General features: G+C 48.2%; 19 protein-coding genes and 4 tRNA genes. 4 read left to right on the forward strand and 19 right to left on the reverse strand.

Going from position 1 to position 18,506, the window contains the following annotated elements:
• The first annotated feature begins 175 nt into the window (after positions 1-175).
• Positions 176-1,114, forward strand: coding sequence for a class I SAM-dependent methyltransferase (locus tag DCX48_07800; GenBank protein ID QXE14423.1), 939 nt, complete (start codon positions 176-178; stop codon positions 1,112-1,114).
• Positions 1,115-1,376: 262 nt separating this feature from the next.
• Here the strand turns inward: DCX48_07800 and rplS are convergent, their stop codons facing one another.
• The 5 genes from rplS to DCX48_07825 form a co-directional block, all read right to left on the reverse strand.
• A complete protein-coding gene (gene rplS / locus DCX48_07805) occupies positions 1,377-1,724 on the reverse strand; it encodes a 50S ribosomal protein L19 (protein ID QXE14424.1) in 348 nt (115 codons plus the stop codon).
• Between the two features lie 62 nt (positions 1,725-1,786).
• Positions 1,787-2,542 (reverse strand): tRNA (guanosine(37)-N1)-methyltransferase TrmD, encoded by a 756-nt coding sequence (trmD, locus tag DCX48_07810; protein ID QXE14425.1) that lies wholly within the window; start codon positions 2,540-2,542, stop codon positions 1,787-1,789.
• A 38-nt stretch (positions 2,543-2,580) separates the two neighbouring features.
• Positions 2,581-3,129 carry a ribosome maturation factor RimM gene (rimM, locus tag DCX48_07815; GenBank protein QXE14426.1) on the reverse strand — a complete coding sequence of 183 codons (549 nt, stop codon included), beginning with the start codon at positions 3,127-3,129 and terminating at the stop codon, positions 2,581-2,583.
• An 18-nt stretch (positions 3,130-3,147) separates the two neighbouring features.
• Positions 3,148-3,396 carry a 30S ribosomal protein S16 gene (locus DCX48_07820; protein QXE14427.1) on the reverse strand — a complete coding sequence of 83 codons (249 nt, stop codon included), beginning with the start codon at positions 3,394-3,396 and terminating at the stop codon, positions 3,148-3,150.
• A gap of 157 nt (positions 3,397-3,553) precedes the next feature.
• A complete protein-coding gene (locus DCX48_07825; protein ID QXE14428.1) occupies positions 3,554-4,915 on the reverse strand; it encodes a signal recognition particle protein in 1,362 nt (453 codons plus the stop codon).
• 169 nt (positions 4,916-5,084) lie between these two features.
• Here DCX48_07825 and DCX48_07830 point away from each other — a divergent pair, with 169 nt between their 5' ends.
• Positions 5,085-5,879 (forward strand): inner membrane protein YpjD, encoded by a 795-nt coding sequence (locus tag DCX48_07830; protein QXE14429.1) that lies wholly within the window; start codon positions 5,085-5,087, stop codon positions 5,877-5,879.
• A 106-nt stretch (positions 5,880-5,985) separates the two neighbouring features.
• Here the strand turns inward: DCX48_07830 and DCX48_07835 are convergent, their stop codons facing one another.
• From DCX48_07835 to DCX48_07900, 14 genes are all read right to left on the reverse strand, one after another.
• Entirely contained in the window at positions 5,986-6,501 is a 516-nt protein-coding gene (locus tag DCX48_07835) for an S-ribosylhomocysteine lyase (GenBank protein ID QXE14430.1), read from the reverse strand.
• 153 nt (positions 6,502-6,654) lie between these two features.
• Complete coding sequence (locus DCX48_07840) at positions 6,655-8,208, reverse strand: glutamate--cysteine ligase (GenBank protein ID QXE14431.1); 1,554 nt, start codon at positions 8,206-8,208, stop codon at positions 6,655-6,657.
• An 82-nt stretch (positions 8,209-8,290) separates the two neighbouring features.
• Positions 8,291-8,719, reverse strand: coding sequence for a DedA family protein (locus tag DCX48_07845; GenBank protein ID QXE14432.1), 429 nt, complete (start codon positions 8,717-8,719; stop codon positions 8,291-8,293).
• On the reverse strand, positions 8,716-9,282 hold the full coding sequence (yqaB, locus tag DCX48_07850; protein ID QXE17181.1) for a fructose-1-phosphate/6-phosphogluconate phosphatase: 567 nt from the start codon (positions 9,280-9,282) through the stop codon (positions 8,716-8,718). Before yqaB ends, DCX48_07845 begins: the two co-directional genes overlap by 4 nt.
• 523 nt (positions 9,283-9,805) lie before the next feature.
• Positions 9,806-9,882, reverse strand: a tRNA-Arg gene (locus DCX48_07855).
• A 190-nt stretch (positions 9,883-10,072) separates the two neighbouring features.
• A tRNA-Arg gene (locus tag DCX48_07860) sits at positions 10,073-10,149 on the reverse strand.
• A 71-nt stretch (positions 10,150-10,220) separates the two neighbouring features.
• A tRNA-Arg gene (locus tag DCX48_07865) sits at positions 10,221-10,297 on the reverse strand.
• An 8-nt stretch (positions 10,298-10,305) separates the two neighbouring features.
• Positions 10,306-10,398 (reverse strand) — tRNA-Ser (locus DCX48_07870).
• A 293-nt stretch (positions 10,399-10,691) separates the two neighbouring features.
• Positions 10,692-10,877, reverse strand: coding sequence for a carbon storage regulator (csrA, locus tag DCX48_07875; GenBank protein QXE14433.1), 186 nt, complete (start codon positions 10,875-10,877; stop codon positions 10,692-10,694).
• A gap of 319 nt (positions 10,878-11,196) precedes the next feature.
• Entirely contained in the window at positions 11,197-13,824 is a 2,628-nt protein-coding gene (gene alaS / locus DCX48_07880; GenBank protein QXE14434.1) for an alanine--tRNA ligase, read from the reverse strand.
• A 137-nt stretch (positions 13,825-13,961) separates the two neighbouring features.
• Positions 13,962-14,450 carry a recombination regulator RecX gene (gene recX, locus DCX48_07885; GenBank protein ID QXE14435.1) on the reverse strand — a complete coding sequence of 163 codons (489 nt, stop codon included), beginning with the start codon at positions 14,448-14,450 and terminating at the stop codon, positions 13,962-13,964.
• 45 nt (positions 14,451-14,495) lie between these two features.
• Positions 14,496-15,569 carry a recombinase RecA gene (gene recA / locus DCX48_07890; protein QXE14436.1) on the reverse strand — a complete coding sequence of 358 codons (1,074 nt, stop codon included), beginning with the start codon at positions 15,567-15,569 and terminating at the stop codon, positions 14,496-14,498.
• A gap of 107 nt (positions 15,570-15,676) precedes the next feature.
• Positions 15,677-16,171: a nicotinamide-nucleotide amidase gene (gene pncC / locus DCX48_07895; protein QXE14437.1), complete on the reverse strand. Its 495-nt coding sequence runs from the start codon at positions 16,169-16,171 to the stop codon at positions 15,677-15,679.
• Positions 16,172-16,406: 235 nt separating this feature from the next.
• Entirely contained in the window at positions 16,407-16,742 is a 336-nt protein-coding gene (locus DCX48_07900) for a hypothetical protein (protein QXE14438.1), read from the reverse strand.
• A gap of 479 nt (positions 16,743-17,221) precedes the next feature.
• Between DCX48_07900 and DCX48_07905 the strand changes: the two genes are divergently transcribed.
• Together DCX48_07905 and DCX48_07910 are read left to right on the forward strand one after the other, a co-directional pair.
• Positions 17,222-17,710, forward strand: a complete 489-nt coding sequence (locus DCX48_07905; GenBank protein ID QXE14439.1) for an SRPBCC family protein — start codon at positions 17,222-17,224, stop codon at positions 17,708-17,710.
• An 82-nt stretch (positions 17,711-17,792) separates the two neighbouring features.
• Positions 17,793-18,467: a MarC family NAAT transporter gene (locus DCX48_07910; GenBank protein QXE14440.1), complete on the forward strand. Its 675-nt coding sequence runs from the start codon at positions 17,793-17,795 to the stop codon at positions 18,465-18,467.
• The last annotated feature ends 39 nt before the right edge of the window (positions 18,468-18,506 follow it).

Raw genomic sequence — 18,506 nt, forward strand, 5'->3', positions numbered from 1 at the left:
AACTCACTTTAGTACTCTCATAGAAATACGCCAGACATACCTCGCAACTATTATCGCCTCATCAAATAATCACTTTAAGTTACTAACAACCTGATACTGGGATAACAAAAGAGCATAGATCACAGCGAGTTAATCCCATTATTCCTGATAGCGATTGATATTATGGAGTGCTCACATGTCCGGTTCAAACAAGCCTCATAACCTGTCTCTGAATAACAGCCCAAGACTCTTGTCACACGATGCCTCATCAAAGGAAAGCCATGATGAACAGGTCGCTGCGGTAAAGAACAAAATTCTCGAGTCAGGCGATCACCTTGGAATTTCCGTAGAAGAACAGTTGGCGCTTCTGGACGCCTTTTCCCACCTTGAGCTAGGCCAGTTTTTACTAAAACATCATGGGTTAAATGCGTACTGGACGCATAATGTGATAGCACATCAGCCAGATCACTATGATAACCCGCTCGAAGAAATCATCTACACGCAGTTACCCAGCGTTTTGGCGACACGCGAACGATTCGGTATTTTCCAACGCCTGCTTCAAGAGCTCTTACGCCCCAACGCCGTCATGGTATCCGTTCCCTGCGGCGTCATGGCAGATTTATTGCTACTGGACTATGCGCGGCATCGAGATGTGAAATTAATCGGAATCGATCTGGATAAACAAGCGCTGGAAGAAGCTTACAAACTTGCCAGTCAGCAAGGGTTAGAAAATCAGATATCGTTAGTTCTTGCTGATGCCTGGACAATTGATTTAGCAGCACAAGCCGATGTGATTACCAGTAATGGACTCAATGTTTATGAGCAAGATGATGACAAAGTCACCGAGCTTTACCGCGTGTTCTACTCTGGATTGAAGCCAGGAGGCACACTGATAACCAGCTTTATGACACCTCCACCAATGCAGTCGCAAGACTCCCCATGGACAAACTCTGACCCGAAATTGCTAGCACTTCAATATGTACTTTTCTCACGTATTATTGGCGCAACATGGACAGCATTTCGTACCCACAAACAAACACAGTCGCAGTTAGAGCTGGCAGGATTCACAGATATTCAGTTTATTAACGATCGTATGCACATGTACCCAACAGTCATCGCTAACAAGCCGTTCTGAACAGAGTAGAAAATCGACACCAACGCGATACGTTGATCGTCATAACCGATCAATATTGAAAAATTGATCTGTATAAACGTTTATAAAATAACCACATCTAATGTCATCATGATACTGAAATTCAAACAATAATGATGGCACCAGGGAAAGCTAAGCCCACCAAGATGGTGGGCTTTTTACTGCAATCAAGCGAAAAAAAAGGGCTTAGCCTTTGGCTAAACCCTTATTCATAACAACTTTCGGATGTTGCGAAAGCGCTATCTTAGCTAAGACGCTCTTTGATACGAGCAGACTTACCAGTACGCTCACGCAGGTAGTACAGTTTGGCTTTACGCACGGCACCACGACGTTTAACAGCGATGCTGTCAATAACTGGAGAGTGAGTCTGGAATACACGCTCCACGCCTTCGCCGTTAGAAATTTTGCGAACAGTGAATGCAGAATGCAGACCGCGGTTACGAATAGCGATAACCACGCCCTCGAATGCCTGCAGACGTTTTTTGCTGCCTTCAACAACCCATACCTTCACTTCTACGGAATCACCCGGACGAAATGCAGGTACGTCCTGCTTCATTTGTTCGTCTTCGATTTGTTTAATAATGTTGCTCATAATATGTCTCTTACCCTAGGTAAACTGATAGTTGGGTTCGCACAGTAAACTGGCGTAACCACCTAATACTCTTGTTGCTCAGACTGATATTCACGTTGGAATTCAGCCAGCAACCTTGTTTGCTCGTCAGTCAGAGCTAGGCTTTTCAGAAGTTCAGGTCTTCTAAGCCAGGTTCGGCCAAGCGACTGCTTCAATCGCCAGCGACGTATTTCCGCATGGTTGCCAGACAGTAATACTGCCGGAACGTCCATGCTTTCTAGTATTTCAGGGCGAGTGAAATGAGGACAATCCAGCAATCCATCGGCAAAAGAATCTTCTTCTGCTGAAGCCTGATGTCCCAGAACGCCCGGTATAAAGCGGGCGACGGAGTCAATCAGGGTCATCGCTGGCAGTTCCCCACCGCTGAGTACGTAATCCCCTATAGACCATTCTTCATCGATCTCGGTTTTAATTACGCGCTCATCAATCCCTTCGTACCGTCCACAGACCAGAATCATCTTCTGGTTCGTAGCGAGTTGACGTACGCCTTGCTGATCTAATTTACGGCCCTGAGGTGATAAATAAATCACTCTCGCGCCTTCGCCTGCCGCTGCTTTTGCTGCGTGGATCGCATCCCGTAAAGGTTGCACCATCATCAGCATTCCGGGGCCGCCGCCATAAGGCCTGTCGTCCACGGTGCGATGCCGATCGTAAGTGAAATCGCGAGGACTCCAATACTGTACGTTCAGCAGGCCATTTTTAACTGCCCGGCCAGTGACTCCGAAATCAGTAATTGCCCGGAACATCTCTGGAAACAGGCTAATCACCCCAATCCACATAGTCTCGTTCCGCTGGGTACTACTGGTCGATTCAGAGTTCAAAAACCAGGATCCCAATCTACTTCAATAGTTTGAGCAGAAAGGTCGACGCGCTTAACAACCTGTTCGGTGAGGAACGGGACCAGTCGCTCCTTGACCCCGAAGGCATCTTTCAGGTTAGCCTTTATCACCATCACATCGTTCGAGCCGGTTTCCATCATGTCGATGATTTTACCCAACTCATAACCCGTTACGGTCACGACCTGACAGCCAATAAGATCTTTCCAGTAATAATCACCTACGCCCAGATCGGGCAGTTGTGACGAATCTACGACAATTTCACAATTGGTCAGTAAATTAGCCGCATCACGGTCATCAGCACCTTTCACTTTGATGATCAGATCCTGATTGTGATACTTCCAGCCTTCAATCTCGACAAGCTGCCAACCGCTTTTACTCTGGATGAACCAAGGTTGATAATCAAAAATGCTATCGGCATCTTCGGTGGATGAAAACACTCTGAGCCAACCTCGGATGCCATATGCCGACCCAATTTTCCCCATCACAATCGGGTTAACAGGAGGTTTTGGGCTAAGTTGATTGCTCATTATCACCACCGCAACAGATTATGCTGCTTTTTTAGCGTCTTTGATCAGCGAAGATACGCGATCAGACACAGTTGCACCCAGACCAAGCCAATGCTCGATACGGTCCAGATCCAAACGCAGTGCTTCTGCTTGACCAGTTGCGATTGGGTTGAAGAAACCTACGCGTTCGATGAAACGACCATCACGCGCATTGCGGCTATCGGTCACGACTACTTGATAGAAGGGGCGTTTTTTCGCGCCGCCACGTGCCAAACGAATTGTTACCATAACATCCTCTTTAGTGAATAAAACAACCGGGCCCCATCGAGGAACGGAGCCCAGTATGTCATATAAAAAGCCCGAAAATTTTACTCATTTTGGCGCAAAAAGCAATCTAAAGCGTATAATCTCGCCAAGAGTTTCTCTGCACCATCGATTTCAGTGATTAACGCCCCGGGAATCCAGGTGGCATCATCCCTTTCATACCGCGCATCATTTTCGCCAGACCGCCGTTTTTCATCTTCTTCATCATTCGCTGCATATCATCAAATTGTTTCAGAAGACGGTTCACGTCCTGCACCTGCATGCCTGAACCCTGCGCGATACGGCGTTTACGCGAGCCTTTGATGATCTCTGGTTTAGCACGTTCCTGAATCGTCATCGAATTAATGATCGCCTCCATACGTACCAGTACCTTGTCATCCATTTGTGATTTAACATTATCAGGCAGTTGGCCCATGCCGGGCATTTTACTCATCATGCTCGCCATGCCGCCCATGTTGCGCATTTGCTTAAGCTGATCCAGGAAATCGGTCAAATCAAACCCATCGCCTTTCTTCAGCTTCTTCGCTAGCGTCTCTGCCTGTGTACGATCAACCTTGCTTTCAATATCTTCAATCAGTGAAAGCACATCGCCCATGCCGAGAATGCGTGATGCGATACGATCGGGGTAGAACGGCTCCAACGCTTCGGTTTTTTCGCCGACGCCAAGGAATTTAATCGGCTTGCCAGTAATATGGCGGATAGATAACGCCGCACCGCCGCGGGCATCACCATCAACTTTGGTGAGGATCACACCGGTCAGCGGTAGTGCTTCATTAAACGCTTTCGCCGTATTCGCAGCATCCTGCCCCGTCATGGCATCAACCACAAACAGCGTTTCAACTGGTTTAATCGCCGCATGAACCTGCTTGATTTCGTCCATCATCGCGTCATCAACGTGGAGACGGCCGGCGGTATCGACCAACAGGACATCGTAGAATTTCAACTTGGCGTGTTGTAACGCACGTTCTACGATAGCAAGCGGCTTCTCCTGCGCATCTGACGGGAAGAAATCGACACCCACCTGCTGTGCCAGCGTTTCCAACTGTTTAATCGCCGCAGGGCGATAGACGTCAGCAGAAACCACCAGCACTTTTTTCTTCTGCTTTTCACGCAGAAATTTACCCAGCTTGCCCACGCTGGTCGTTTTACCTGCACCTTGTAGACCCGCCATCAGAACAACCGCTGGAGGCTGAGCAGCAAGGTTCAGCTCGGCGTTGATTTCGCCCATTGCGCTGACAAGTTCGTTTTTAACAATCTTGACGAACTCTTGTCCCGGCGTCAGGCTTTTGTTGACGTCATGCCCAACAGCACGTTCTTTTACACGATTGATAAAATCACGCACCACAGGTAACGCTACGTCGGCTTCCAGCAATGCCATACGTACTTCACGCAGCGTTTCTTTAATGTTTTCTTCAGTCAACCGCCCGCGGCCGCTGATATTGCGCAATGTGCGCGAGAGTCGATCGGTTAAATTTTCAAACATATCTCATGCTCAACGTAAGACAGGCCGCCAGCGCGACACGAATGGAAGAGATTATACACAAAAGCGAGAACGATCTCAGCGCTGCTGACGGAGAACTGTTGGTACCCACGGCGACTAACGCTATACTGATTATCTATTTTACCTAGTTGATATTTAATAACCTATTTGTATGTCTGTTTTCGCTATTGTGGCGCTTGCCGCCTACACACTCAGCCTCGGACTGATTATCCCCAGTCTGCTGCGCAAGAACAGTGCATATCGTCGGCTGGCAATACTCTCGGCCAGCGCTGCGCTAATCTGCCATGCAGTGGCGCTCTATCAACGCATTTTCGATGTTCAGGCAGGTCAAAACCTTAGCCTGTTGAATATCGGTTCGCTTGTCAGCCTCATCATCTGTACAGTTATGACGATTGTCGCAGCCCGCGATCGCGGCTGGTTTATTCTCCCTATCGTCTATACCTTTGCGCTGATCAATTTGGCCTTTGCCAGCTTCATGCCGAGTGAATTTATTACGCATCTGGAAGCGTCACCGGGTTTGATGATCCATATCGGCCTGGCACTTTTTTCCTATGCAACCTTGCTGATTGCGGCACTTTATGGGCTCCAGCTTGCCTGGCTTGATTATCTGCTCAAGAACAAAAAGCTAGGGTTTGCTGCTGACATGCCGCCGTTGATGAGCATTGAACGTAAGATGTTTCACATCACGCAGATTGGCGTCATCCTGCTCACGCTGACGCTCTGTACCGGCTTGTTCTATATGGACAACCTCATCGATAACAAAGAGAACCTGCACAAGGCTGTATTCTCCCTGTTTGCCTGGTTCATCTATATTCTGTTGCTCTGGGGGCATTACCATGAAGGCTGGCGAGGTCGGCGCGTTGTCTGGTTTAGCTTAATTGGTGCACTGATGCTAACACTTTCCTACTTTGGCAGCCGAGTTATACAGCACTTTCTCGCGGTCTAACCCCCTTCACGAGCATAAAAAAGAGAGCCAACTTTCGGCTCTCTTTTTTACTGTAGGCGTTACCCCCTCTCTAGAGGTGGTCTTTTACCTGCCCATACCCAATAAACTAGATATGTAACTCAGCCAGTTTATCTTTCGGCAACGCCAGATCGTCATTTTGGTTGATCCCGATATCATGATCCACAATGTGCTGGGCGATTTCCTGTGCTTCCTCCAGTGAATGCATATCATAGGTGCCGCACTGGTATTCATTCAGCTCAGGGATTTTACGCTGGTCGGTCACTTTCAGGACGTCAGACATCGCGGCTTTCCAGGAATCTGCAACACGCTGCTCATCCGGCGTACCGATCAGGCTCATGTAGAAACCAGTACGGCATCCCATCGGAGAAATATCGATAATTTCAACGCCATCACCGTTTAAATGATCCCGCATGAAGCCGGCAAACAGGTGTTCTAGAGTATGAATGCCACGCTCCGGCATGACCTCGATGTTCGGACGACAGAAACGCAGGTCAAATACCGTGATATTGTCGCCATGAGGGGTTTTCATGGTTTTAGCAACCCGAACGGCGGGTGCAGCCATACGAGTGTGGTCAACGGTAAAGCTATCTAGTAACGGCATAATGCCTCCTCCTCATAGAAAAAATTCATTTTTTCTCGTTTCCGGGAAACTTTTCCTTTTTATGCGAGTCTGACTTACTGAAAGACGCGCATTTATTATCATCATCCCTATTAGAGATGTTTATTTGGCCACAGTTTCTGTGGCCTTTTCTTTTTATTGCGTCGCCAGATAATCGTCAAAGCCCATCGTATCTTCAGACTCAATCTGACGTTGACGCTGCCAAGAGCGCTCGCCCTCAGCTGCCAATTGTTCTTCGGTCAACACCTGCAATGGTTCACCACTGAGCATTTGGCGGTATTCCTCCGCTAAGTTCAGACCCACGCTACCATTGCCTTCTTGCTTCATCAACGTTAATAGTCGACCAGAGAACGTCGTTTCAGGATCGTCAAAACCAACGAGCAGCTCATCACATACCTGCTGGTAGTGTGGTTGATCGTTTTCCGCGTCCAGCACTTCCGCAACACGACGTAAATCTGCAAACAGGGATTTCCCCACTTCGGCAATCGGCTGTTGGATGGTTTCACACCGCATACCTACAGTTTGCCCTGGCTTACGACCCTCAAGGATCACTCGATTCCAGTTTTTACGTGTACACAGTAGCTCATCCGCGCTCATTTCCGGCGCATCCGCCAACGCACACCAGATCAGGAATAAATCAAGGAAGCGCACCTGACTTTCACTCACCCCAGTCGGAGAGAATGGGTTGATATCCAGCGAGCGGACTTCTATATATTCGATTCCGCCACGCAGCAAGGCATCCGATGGCGTTTCACCTGCACGCGTCACACGCTTAGGACGAATCGGCGCATAAAGCTCATTCTCAATCTGCAAGACGTTCGTATTTAATTGTAGATAACGACCCTCTTTCTTCACACCAACCTGAGCATATTCCTCAGACGGCGTTTTTATCGCGCGTTTTAACGCGGCGACATAGGTATCCAGATCGTTAAACGTAATCCCCAGATTGCTCTGTGACTTATTGGTATAGCCTAAATCACTGAGCCGTAGAGAGGTCGCATAAGGCAGGTAAAGCATGCCTTTTTCCGTACGCTCAAACGGCAGTGCAGTTTCTCGCCCTCTAAGGAAAGACGAACAGATCGCCGGAGACGCACCAAACAGATAAGGGATCACCCAGCCAAAGCGGTAATAGTTGCGAATCAGTCTGAAGTATCCCGCAGATATAGCCTTTTTCCCGCTTTCTGCGTCAGCAACGCCTTCTCGCGCCTGCCAGAATGACAGCGGAAGAGAGAAGTTATAATGCACACCGGAAATGGTCTGCATCAACGCGCCATAGCGGTTTTTTAGCCCTTCGCGGTAAAGCGTTTTGAAGCGCCCGACATTCGAAGAGCCATATTGCGCCAGCTCTATATTTTGCTCGCTGTCGATAAAGCACGGCATGCTCAATGGCCACATCCGTTCATCGCCCAGGTTACGAGAAACGTGACGATGAATATCGCGTAGGAACGTCAGTAGGTGATCGACATCTTTGTCGACCGGCGTAATGAATTCCAACAACGCTTCTGCAAAATCCGTCGTAATCCACGGGTGTGCCAACGCAGAGCCCAATATTTCAGGATGCCCTGTCGTAGCAAGATCTCCGTTTGCTGTTACACGCAATGTTTCGCGTTCAATTCCACGCTGAATACCTTTCACCGCCAGTGGGTGTTTTTCCAGCCAAGAAAGTGCTTCTGAAATGTCCGGGATCAAATCGACCTCCCGTTGTTAAAATGTAATGGTTGTAAGCATAATTGAAACTCAGCGGCACTCACCAGTTTGCATTGCAATCTGGCTAAGACCACCACGCCATACCCTGTAACGTTATACCTGCCAATACGATATATCGCAGCGCTTTTCCAATTCCGATAAAAAACGCCGATTTCACCCAGGGCATACGTAACCAACCCGCTAACACGCACAATAAATCGCCTACTACCGGCACCCAACTAAATAACAATGCAGCGCAGCCATAGCGCTGTAACCAGCGCATGGCCACCTTATGCCCAGCTTGTTGTTTTGGCTGAGGGAGTAAGCGCCCTATAAAAATATTTGTTAACCCGCCCAGCGTATTTCCTACCGTTGCTACCGCGATCAACAGATAGGGTTTTGCGCTGTCAGCCAGCAATAATGTCACCAGCAGTACTTCCGAACTGCCGGGCAACAATGTTGCGCTGAGCAGGCTACTCCAGAAAAGAGAAAAAACGGCCCAGAACTCACTCACAATGTTCGGACATCAACCACGGCCATATTGGCTCGCTTAGCGGCTTCAACACCGTAGTCAGCATCTTCAAACACGATACAGTGTTCCGGTGCGACAGAAATCAACGCCGCACAACGCAGAAAAGTATCGGGGAAAGGCTTATGCTGCGTGACATCATCAGCCCCAACGATCGCATCAAAATAATCATGCAGACCCAAATGCATTAGTAATCTGTCAGCCATACCATGCGTGCTACCCGTGCCGACCGCCATAGAACGACGCCCGCGATAATGTTTAACAACATCAATCAGCGGTAGTGGTTTCACCGTATCCAGCAGCATTTCCTCAACAATGGCGGTTTTTTCTGCGGCCAGTTGGTGAGCATCAATATCAGCCTGATGGCTGTCGATAATACGCTGCGCAATACGCCAGGTAGGCGAACCGTTCAATGCGGTCATGGCACTGGCATCATAACTCATACCATATCGGGCAAGAACCAGATCCCACGCTTTATGGTGCGTCGGCTCTGTATCAAGTAGGGTGCCATCCATATCAAAGATCAGCCCTTGATAGCGATCGTACATCATGACTCCATGACCACTGAAAAGAGAGCTTACTTTATCGTAAAGTGAAAACATTGTCGCTTACTCAATAACCTTATAAAAAACAGGTTATTACCACCATAAGAGTAAAGCCGCCTTCATTTATTCGTAGGTTCAATCTCAATATATAGGCAGGAGAAGAGATAAGAGTTCATGCACGAGCGTGCTGAGAAAAATATCGGTCTGAATTGGCAGGGAAGAGAGCAATGTCGCTGTAGCGCTAAAAAGCATGGCAGAGAAGGAGTGGTAAAAAAGATGGTGCGTCTGAGGGAATTGTCTGATTAAGCATCGTATATGCTTTCGCTTATGCGAAGCTATCTCAGTTAGGAACTAGACAAGAACAGATAATAATTTATTTACATCGAAATATGGTGCATCCGGGAGGATTACTCGGCTTAGCCTCGCCCTGCGGGCCGTTGCTAAAGCAACGTTTTCCTTCCTCGTCCTTACAAACCAAGACTGTGCATTATAAGAGTAAGGAAAATATTTTTACTATATCAGAATATGGTGCATCCGGGAGGATTCGAACCTCCGACCGCTCGGTTCGTAGCCGAGTACTCTATCCAGCTGAGCTACGGATGCAGAGTGTGGTGCAGAAAAATAAGGGGTGAGCAATTAAACGAGATACTTAAGAATGGTGCATCCGGGAGGATTACTCGGCTTTCGCCTCGCCATTTGGGCCGTTGCTAAAGCAACGTTTTCCTCCCTTGTTCTTACAAACCAAGAACATCGGTTATAAGAGCAAGATAACAACCTTATCCATATCAAAATATGGTGCATCCGGGAGGATTCGAACCTCCGACCGCTCGGTTCGTAGCCGAGTACTCTATCCAGCTGAGCTACGGATGCATTACTAATTCTTCATCTACGACAAAACTTGCTTTCACTAACACTACTTGCCTTGCAAAGGCTGTCTTTAATGGTGCATCCGGGAGGATTCGAACCTCCGACCGCTCGGTTCGTAGCCGAGTACTCTATCCAGCTGAGCTACGGATGCATATTAAATGGCGGTGAGGGAGGGATTCGAACCCTCGATGCAGCTTTTGACCGCATACTCCCTTAGCAGGGGAGCGCCTTCAGCCTCTCGGCCACCTCACCTTACATTACCTGTTTCGCTACTAAGTACTTCTTGTTAGTGCTCACCGGTACTGCGTGGCGCACATATTACTTTCCCAGACTTATAAGTCAAACAATTTTTCCCACCTTGCGCTCGTTTGAGCAATTCGCATCCAAGACGCACACTTTCACAACAAAAAGTCTGTTTTATCGACAGAAAAACAGGCGGTTACCTTGCGACAAGAAGCGCATAGTAAAAGTAGATGAATCGATAAATGTGTGGGGAAATGCAGGAAATAACAATTGCGTCCCGCGAACACGAGACGCATTGTCAATCAATATGACGTCGGTTGAGATTTTTCGGCCTGAATACGCTGATAGATCTCTTCACGGTGGACAGAAACCTCTTTAGGCGCATTAACACCAATACGCACCTGGTTGCCTTTCACTCCTAATACGGTAACCGTTACCTCATCGCCGATCATGAGGGTTTCGCCAACTCGACGAGTCAAAATAAGCATTCTTTGCTCCTTGAAAGATTATAAAGAGTCGGGTCTCTCTGTCTCCCCGCCATTATCCATCATGTGCCGTGAAAACGTAAACCTAGACGATGGTATAACCACCATCACACTCCGGTGTCACTACTTGTTAGTTTAGTCGATATCAGTAGCTTGTGCTTTTGTTATCACAACAACAGGACTGAGCATATAAAGCTTCAGAATATCTGAAGGTAACATACTTTCTATCCTGTTTGCCGGATCCTTTTCCGCAGACAAAAACGCCACAACCAGAAAGTTATGGCGTTTTGTTGGATAACGCGAATAAAACGTTATCTATCCTTTACAGCTTCGCAGCAACCCAAGATTCAACGCTTGCCAGCGCAGCAGGTAACGCAGATACGTCTGAGCCACCAGCCTGAGCCATATCTGGACGACCACCACCTTTCCCGCCAACCTGTTGGGCAACAAACCCAACCAGCTCACCGGCTTTTACGCGATCGGTCAGATCCTTCGTTACACCAGAAATCAAGCTAACTCGGCCTTCTGCCGCCGTTCCGAGAACAATAACAGCAGACCCAAGCTGATTCTTCAGGTCGTCAACCATCGTGCGTAGCAGCTTAGGATCCACGTTGTCCAGTTGTGTAACCAGCAACTTCACACCGTTAATCTCTGTTGCCTTACCGGACAGTGACGAGCTTTCCTGCGCCGCTTGCTGAGCCTTCAACTGCTGAAGCTCTTTCTCCAACGCGCGGGAACGATCCAGAACAGAGCGTACCTTATCCGTCAGGTTGTGACTATCCCCTTTCAGCAGTTGCGCTATGTCTTGCAAAACGTCGCTCTGACGATGCAACGCGGACAGCGCATTCTCACCCGTGGTCGCTTCAATACGACGCACCCCAGCAGCAGTACCTGATTCAGAAATGATTTGGAACAGGCCGATATCACCAGTACGACTTGCGTGCGTTCCCCCACAAAGCTCAATGGAGAAATCACCCATCGACAGAACACGGACATGGTCGTCGTATTTCTCACCAAACAGCGCCATCGCACCTTTTGCTCTCGCATCATCCAGTGCCATGACATCCGTTTGAACGGTAAGGTTACGGCGGATTTGTGCGTTGACGATATCTTCAACCTGACGAATCTGTTCTGGCTTCATCGCCTCCGTATGTGAGAAGTCAAAGCGCAGATAGCTATCATTAACCAAGGAACCTTTCTGCGCGACATGAACGCCCAGAACCTGACGCAGTGCAGCATGGAGCAAGTGCGTTGCAGAGTGATTCAGACGAATGCGATCGCGGCGCTGATTATCAACGTTTGCATCGATACTGTCGTTAACACGCAGCGTACCCTGAGTCAGTTTGCCGACGTGGCCAATTGCCTGACCGTATTTCTGGGTATCCTGAACAGCAAAGCTGACGCCTGCATTTTTCAGTTCACCCTGATCGCCAACTTGACCACCGGATTCACCATAGAACGGTGTTTCGTTCAGAATCACTACCGCTTCGTCACCTGCCGCAATCTGATCAACCGCGTTTCCATTATGATAAAGCGCAATGACTTTCGCTTGCTGCTGCGTTTTTTCATAGCCGCAGAATGGCGTGTTTTCATCCACACGAATGAGGCTGTTGTAATCCACACCAAATCCGCTGGCATCACGCGCGCGCTGGCGCTGAGCCGTCATCGCAGCTTCAAAGCCTTCTTCATCGACTTTCAGGCCACGCTCGCGGCAAACGTCCGCAGTGAGGTCGACAGGGAAACCATAGGTGTCATACAGGCGGAAGGCAGTTTCACCATCCAGCGTATTCCCTTTCAGGTTTTTAATTTCTTCGTCTAACAGAGACAAACCACGTTCAAGCGTGCGAGCAAACTGCTCTTCTTCCATCTTCAGCGCCTGCTCAACCACAGACTGCTGCTTTTTTAACTCTTCAGCCGCTGGGCCCATGACTTCAATCAGCGGCGCGACCAGTTTGTAGAAGAAAGCATCCGTAGCGCCCAACATATTACCGTGACGCGCTGCGCGGCGAATAATACGGCGCAGAACATAACCGCGGTTTTCATTAGATGGCATCACACCATCCGAGATCAGGAACGCGCAAGAACGAATATGGTCGGCGATAACGCGCAACGATTTATTGGTTAAATCCGTCGTACCGACTGCTTTCGCTACCGCATCAATCAGCGTTTTGAACAAATCAATGTCATAGTTTGAATTGACGTGCTGCAACACGGCAGAAACGCGTTCCAATCCCATGCCGGTATCGACGGAAGGCTTCGGCAGCGGCAGCATTGTGCCATCAACCTGACGGTTGAACTGCATGAACACCAGGTTCCAAATTTCGATATAGCGATCGCCGTCTTCATCAGGACTTCCCGGCGGGCCACCCGCGATGTGCTCACCGTGATCGAAGAAAATTTCGGTACAAGGACCACACGGCCCCGTTTCGCCCATCTGCCAGAAGTTATCAGAGGCGTAAGGTCCGCCTTTGTTATCACCAATACGAATAATTCTTTCGCGCGGTACGCCAACTTCATCAGCCCAAATACCGTAAGCTTCATCATCCGTTGCGTATACCGTTACCCACAGCTTTTCTTTTGGCAGATTGAACCACTGAGGAGAGGTCAGCAATTCCCACGCATAGCGAATTGCATCATGCTTGAAGTAGTCACCGAAGCTGAAGTTACCCAGCATTTCAAAGAAGGTGTGGTGGCGTGCGGTATAACCTACGTTTTCCAGGTCATTATGCTTACCACCGGCACGCACACAGCGCTGTGAGGTTGTCGCTCGGACATAGCTGCGTTTATCCAGCCCGAGGAACACGTCTTTGAACTGATTCATACCCGCATTGGTGAATAACAATGTCGGATCGTTGTTCGGCACCAGAGAGCTGCTATCAACAACCTGGTGTCCCTTACTGTGGAAAAAATCGAGAAACGCTTGACGGATCTCAGCGGTGCTCTTGCTCATAATTGTCCTGGAATCAAGCTAGAAGAACAGATCGCGGGCAAGGTTAGTCCAGCATGCTGACATTACCGAGCAACTCACGAACAAAAAGTGGGAATAAGATAAATTTTCTTCGATGGGAAGTAAAATCCCGTGTGCGTTCAATCTGAAAAATTCGTATAAATTGACTGGATTTCTTCATGAAAGAAACCACGATAGAGCAGATATCGCTGATGTTTGACTTTGTCTTTCCATTCATCGGACAGAGGATGCCCGAATTTCCGTTCCACAACCGATTTCGCCAGCATGCACCAGTCGATATCACTCTCGTTCAATGCCGTGGTTAACGTTGCCTTATCGATTCCTTTCTGGCTTAGCTCCATTCTGATCCGTTGGACACCGTAACCTTTGCGGCTCCGGCTACTGATATAGCGGCGAGCATAGCGCGCATCATCCAGCCAACCGTGTTCTTTGCAGTAAGCAATCGCCGCTTCCACATCTTCTGCCGCAGCTTGGGCTATGGCTTCGTCTGCTTCACTTTCCGTACCTTCTGACTTATATAAATACGCCGCACATTTGCGGCGTATTTCGACTTCACTATAATCGCGAACAGAAAGCACATTCATCGCATAGTGTAATGGTTTATTCATCCATCTATCCGCTGAAGTGCTCTGTTAGAGATAATTCAGCCACTATTAAAACTCTTCTTTACCTTCGCCAGCGAGTTCATCCTCGTCATGGCTATTTCCCGCAGCAGCCGGCTTCAACTCATTGCCTTTATGCAGCAGCATTTCGCGCAATTTCTTATCCAGTTCAGCAGAAATCGTCGGATTCTCTTTCAGGAAATTACAGGCATTCGCTTTACCCTGACCGATCTTGTCGCCGTTATAGCTATACCAGGCACCCGCTTTTTCGATCAGCTTGTGTTTCACACCCAGATCAACCAGCTCACCGTGGATATTGATGCCTTCGCCGTACAAAATTTGGAATTCAGCCTGCTTGAACGGTGCTGCCACTTTATTCTTCACAACTTTAACGCGGGTTTCGCTACCGACGACTTCTTCGCCTTCCTTGATAGCGCCAGTACGACGAATATCCAAACGAACAGAGGCATAAAACTTCAGTGCGTTACCGCCGGTAGTGGTTTCAGGGTTACCAAACATCACACCAATTTTCATACGGATCTGGTTGATGAAGATCAGCAGCGTATTAGCTTGCTTCAGGTTACCCGCCAATTTACGCATAGCCTGGCTCATCATACGTGCAGCCAGCCCCATGTGAGAGTCACCAATTTCGCCTTCAATTTCAGCTTTTGGCGTCAGCGCTGCAACGGAGTCGACGATAATAACGTCAACAGCACCAGAGCGCGTTAGTGCATCACAAATCTCCAACGCCTGCTCGCCGGTATCCGGCTGCGAACACAGCAGATTATCAATATCTACACCAAGTTTTTTCGCATAAATAGGGTCCAACGCATGTTCAGCATCGATAAACGCACAGGTTTTGCCTTCGCGCTGAGCAGCAGCAATCACCTGTAAGGTCAGCGTGGTTTTACCAGAGGATTCTGGGCCATAAATCTCAACGATGCGGCCCATAGGTAAACCGCCGGCACCTAAAGCAATATCAAGGGACAAAGAACCAGTAGAAATGGTTTCAACATCCATTGAGCGATCTTCGCCCAACCGCATGATAGAACCTTTACCAAATTGCTTTTCGATTTGGCCCAGTGCTGCCGCAAGTGCCTTTTGTTTGTTCTCATCAATAGCCATTTCTGCTCCTGTCATGCGGCGTAAAGTTACTGTCTCTACGCGGCGGCTTAATCATGAATTGCTGAATAATTACTGACATTATACTGTATACACATACAGCATCAAGGTTATTTTTTCAAAAACACGTCGAGCAGCGTTTGCAGCGCAAAATGGACCGATTGCAGACGTACCGCGTTTCGGTCTCCGCTAAATCGCATTGTCCGGGCGAATGCCCCACCCTGCTTGTCGGTGAAGCCAAACCACACCGTGCCGACAGGTTTCTCTTCAGTCCCCCCGTCTGGCCCAGCGACGCCGCTGATCGATATAGCAAAATCGGCATGCGCGGCCTGCAAAGCCCCTGCGGCCATCTCATTGACGACATATTCACTCACTGCGCCATGTCGTTCCAATGTATCTGCGCTAACATTTACCAGACGCTGTTTGGCCAGATTGCTGTACGTCACAAAGCCATAGTCAAACCAGCCAGAGCTCCCCGCAACATCGGTAATAGACTTAGCCAGCCAGCCTCCAGTACAGGATTCTGCACACGTCAACGTGGCACCACGAGCTTTCAGTTTCTCGCCCACCAAAGCACTCAACCGTAGAATGTCAGCTTCCGTCATTGCCGCCCCATCTTAATCAAGGATTGTTTGGTCAGGGTAACACTTTTCCCCGAAAAAGACGCCCCGCTGCACGGTATGCGAGGCGCATAGCAAAGGCGATGAAAAAGGAATGAAAAGCGAGGGAAAACTGTATAAAACACCGTCGAATAATCAGGAAAAAAACAGCTCTATTTTAATAGATTAAGGTTCGACGGGAATACTGAAGGATTGGAGGCGTTAATAATGATAGTATAATTTACATACAACCGGCACAACTGGTGCATCGCCAGTCCTGCTTATTTATAACCTGAAAAAAAAATCTAAAATAACACTCTTCAATAGGGACGTTGTTCTCTTCAAAACTATCGGCAAGCCAGTCGATATTTCCAAGAATCCAATCATCCTCATCTAATCCGTCTCGGTAGGTTTCATCATCAGGATCAATGACAGAGTAGATCCCCATTGTTCCCATATGATTTTCTTTATATTTTTCCGGCAACATGAAATCTGTTTCGTTATAAGATATTAGCCAATGGCCGTGGCAAAGCAGGTTACCATTGCGGCTCCACTTGGCAACAAATGGGTTATTCATCTTTATTCCTACCAGCATAAAAGCTGGCTATAAACCTATCACGGCATATCTATAAAGTAAATCATCCACAATCAGAACGTTATTTATAGCCCAGAACATATGGATAAATCGCTATTACATCTTAATAGGTACAAATCTATTAACGATAAATTGACCAATATCAATTCGCATAAAAATAAAATACCTAAACAGGGAAGTACAAATAAAAAAGCCCACTAAAAATAGTGGGCGGGGTACTGCTATTATCATTATGTAAAAACCCTGGTGTTTTGCGGCACTTCATTCGGCTTTTGTCTGATACTTACAGTACCGAACGAACATTAACGCAACATTAGGCGTGTAAAAATTCTGACTATTGCTGCGATAGCCTGTGCCGACACTATCGTCACCCTCTCCAACTTTGCTTCGCTGGTCAATATCGGTCAGAATGGCGTATATATGCCCATTAAGGGGTAACAATCCAGTTTGGAGGATGACGGGTGTTTCCCTCTTTCTTAAGAAGAACCGCAGCGAAAAACGGCAGTTATGCCAATGAAATCAGCAGCAGCATTATTATCAATCGCCCGGCAGAACGCTTGTTTGATCTTTGGCGCAAACCAGAAACGTTGCCGATCCTGATGGGCCATTTCGCCAGTATAGAGATACTGAACCATACCGATTCCAACTGGCGAATTAACACACCGATTGGCTCACTCATTGAGTGGCAGGCTCGCATCATTGACGAAAAACCGGGGGAGTATATCCACTGGCGTTCTCTGGAAGGAGCACGCGTTCCCAATGAAGGCCGACTTTCTTTTCAACCTGCTGCGTCGGAAGCGGGTACGGCCGTGACGCTGACGATTCGCTACAATCCACCGGGAGGCTTGATAGGGAAAAAGATCGGCCAAATGTTTGATATGTTTTCTCGCGATATGCTGACGAAAACACTCTATCGCTTTAAGAAATTAGCGGAGGATGAGCGGGTCTAACCCGCGCCAGACACCATAGCGACAGGTCATCATTGACCGTTTTCCTGAACTGACGAAATCGCCCCAATAAAAGGAACGTAGAATGCTGGAATTGATTCAAACCATTGGCCTTGGTCTGGTGTTAATCCTGCCACTCGCGAATCCACTGACAACGGTAGCGGTATTCTTGGCGATGTCAGGCAACATGAGTCAAGGGGAGCGAAATCGTCAGATCTTTCAGGCCTCGATCTATGTCTTCATCATCATGACCGTCGCGTACTACGCGGGCCAAATCGTTATGAATACTTTCGGGATTTCTATTCCCGGATTGCGTATTGCCGGTGGGCTCATTGTGGCATTCATCGGTTTTCGCATGCTTTTCCCCCAGCAAAAGCCAGAACACGCACCTGAAGTCAAAAGTAAAAAAGAAGAAATTGACGACAGTTTCTCCGCCAATGAAGTCAATATTGCCTTCGTTCCACTGGCGATGCCCAGCACCGCGGGGCCAGGAACCATTGCCCTCATCATCAGTTCTGCATCACAAATCAAGAGCGGCGTCGACATCACGCCATGGGTTGTTACCGTTGCCCCCGTACTCACTTTTATGTTGATCAGCCTGATAGTCTGGCTCAGTCTGAAAAGTTCTGGCCTGATTATGCGTCTGATCGGAAAAAGCGGTATTGAAGCCATTTCACGGCTGATGGGTTTTTTGCTGGTTTGCATGGGTGTGCAGTTCATCATTAACGGCACACTGGAGATCGTGCATTCTCTCCATTAAGTTGAAGTAGTGGAGATATCGCATGTTGCAAGATAGTCC

Source organism: Pectobacterium atrosepticum (assembly GCA_019056595.1).
Taxonomy (GTDB): Bacteria; Pseudomonadota; Gammaproteobacteria; order Enterobacterales; family Enterobacteriaceae; genus Pectobacterium; species Pectobacterium atrosepticum.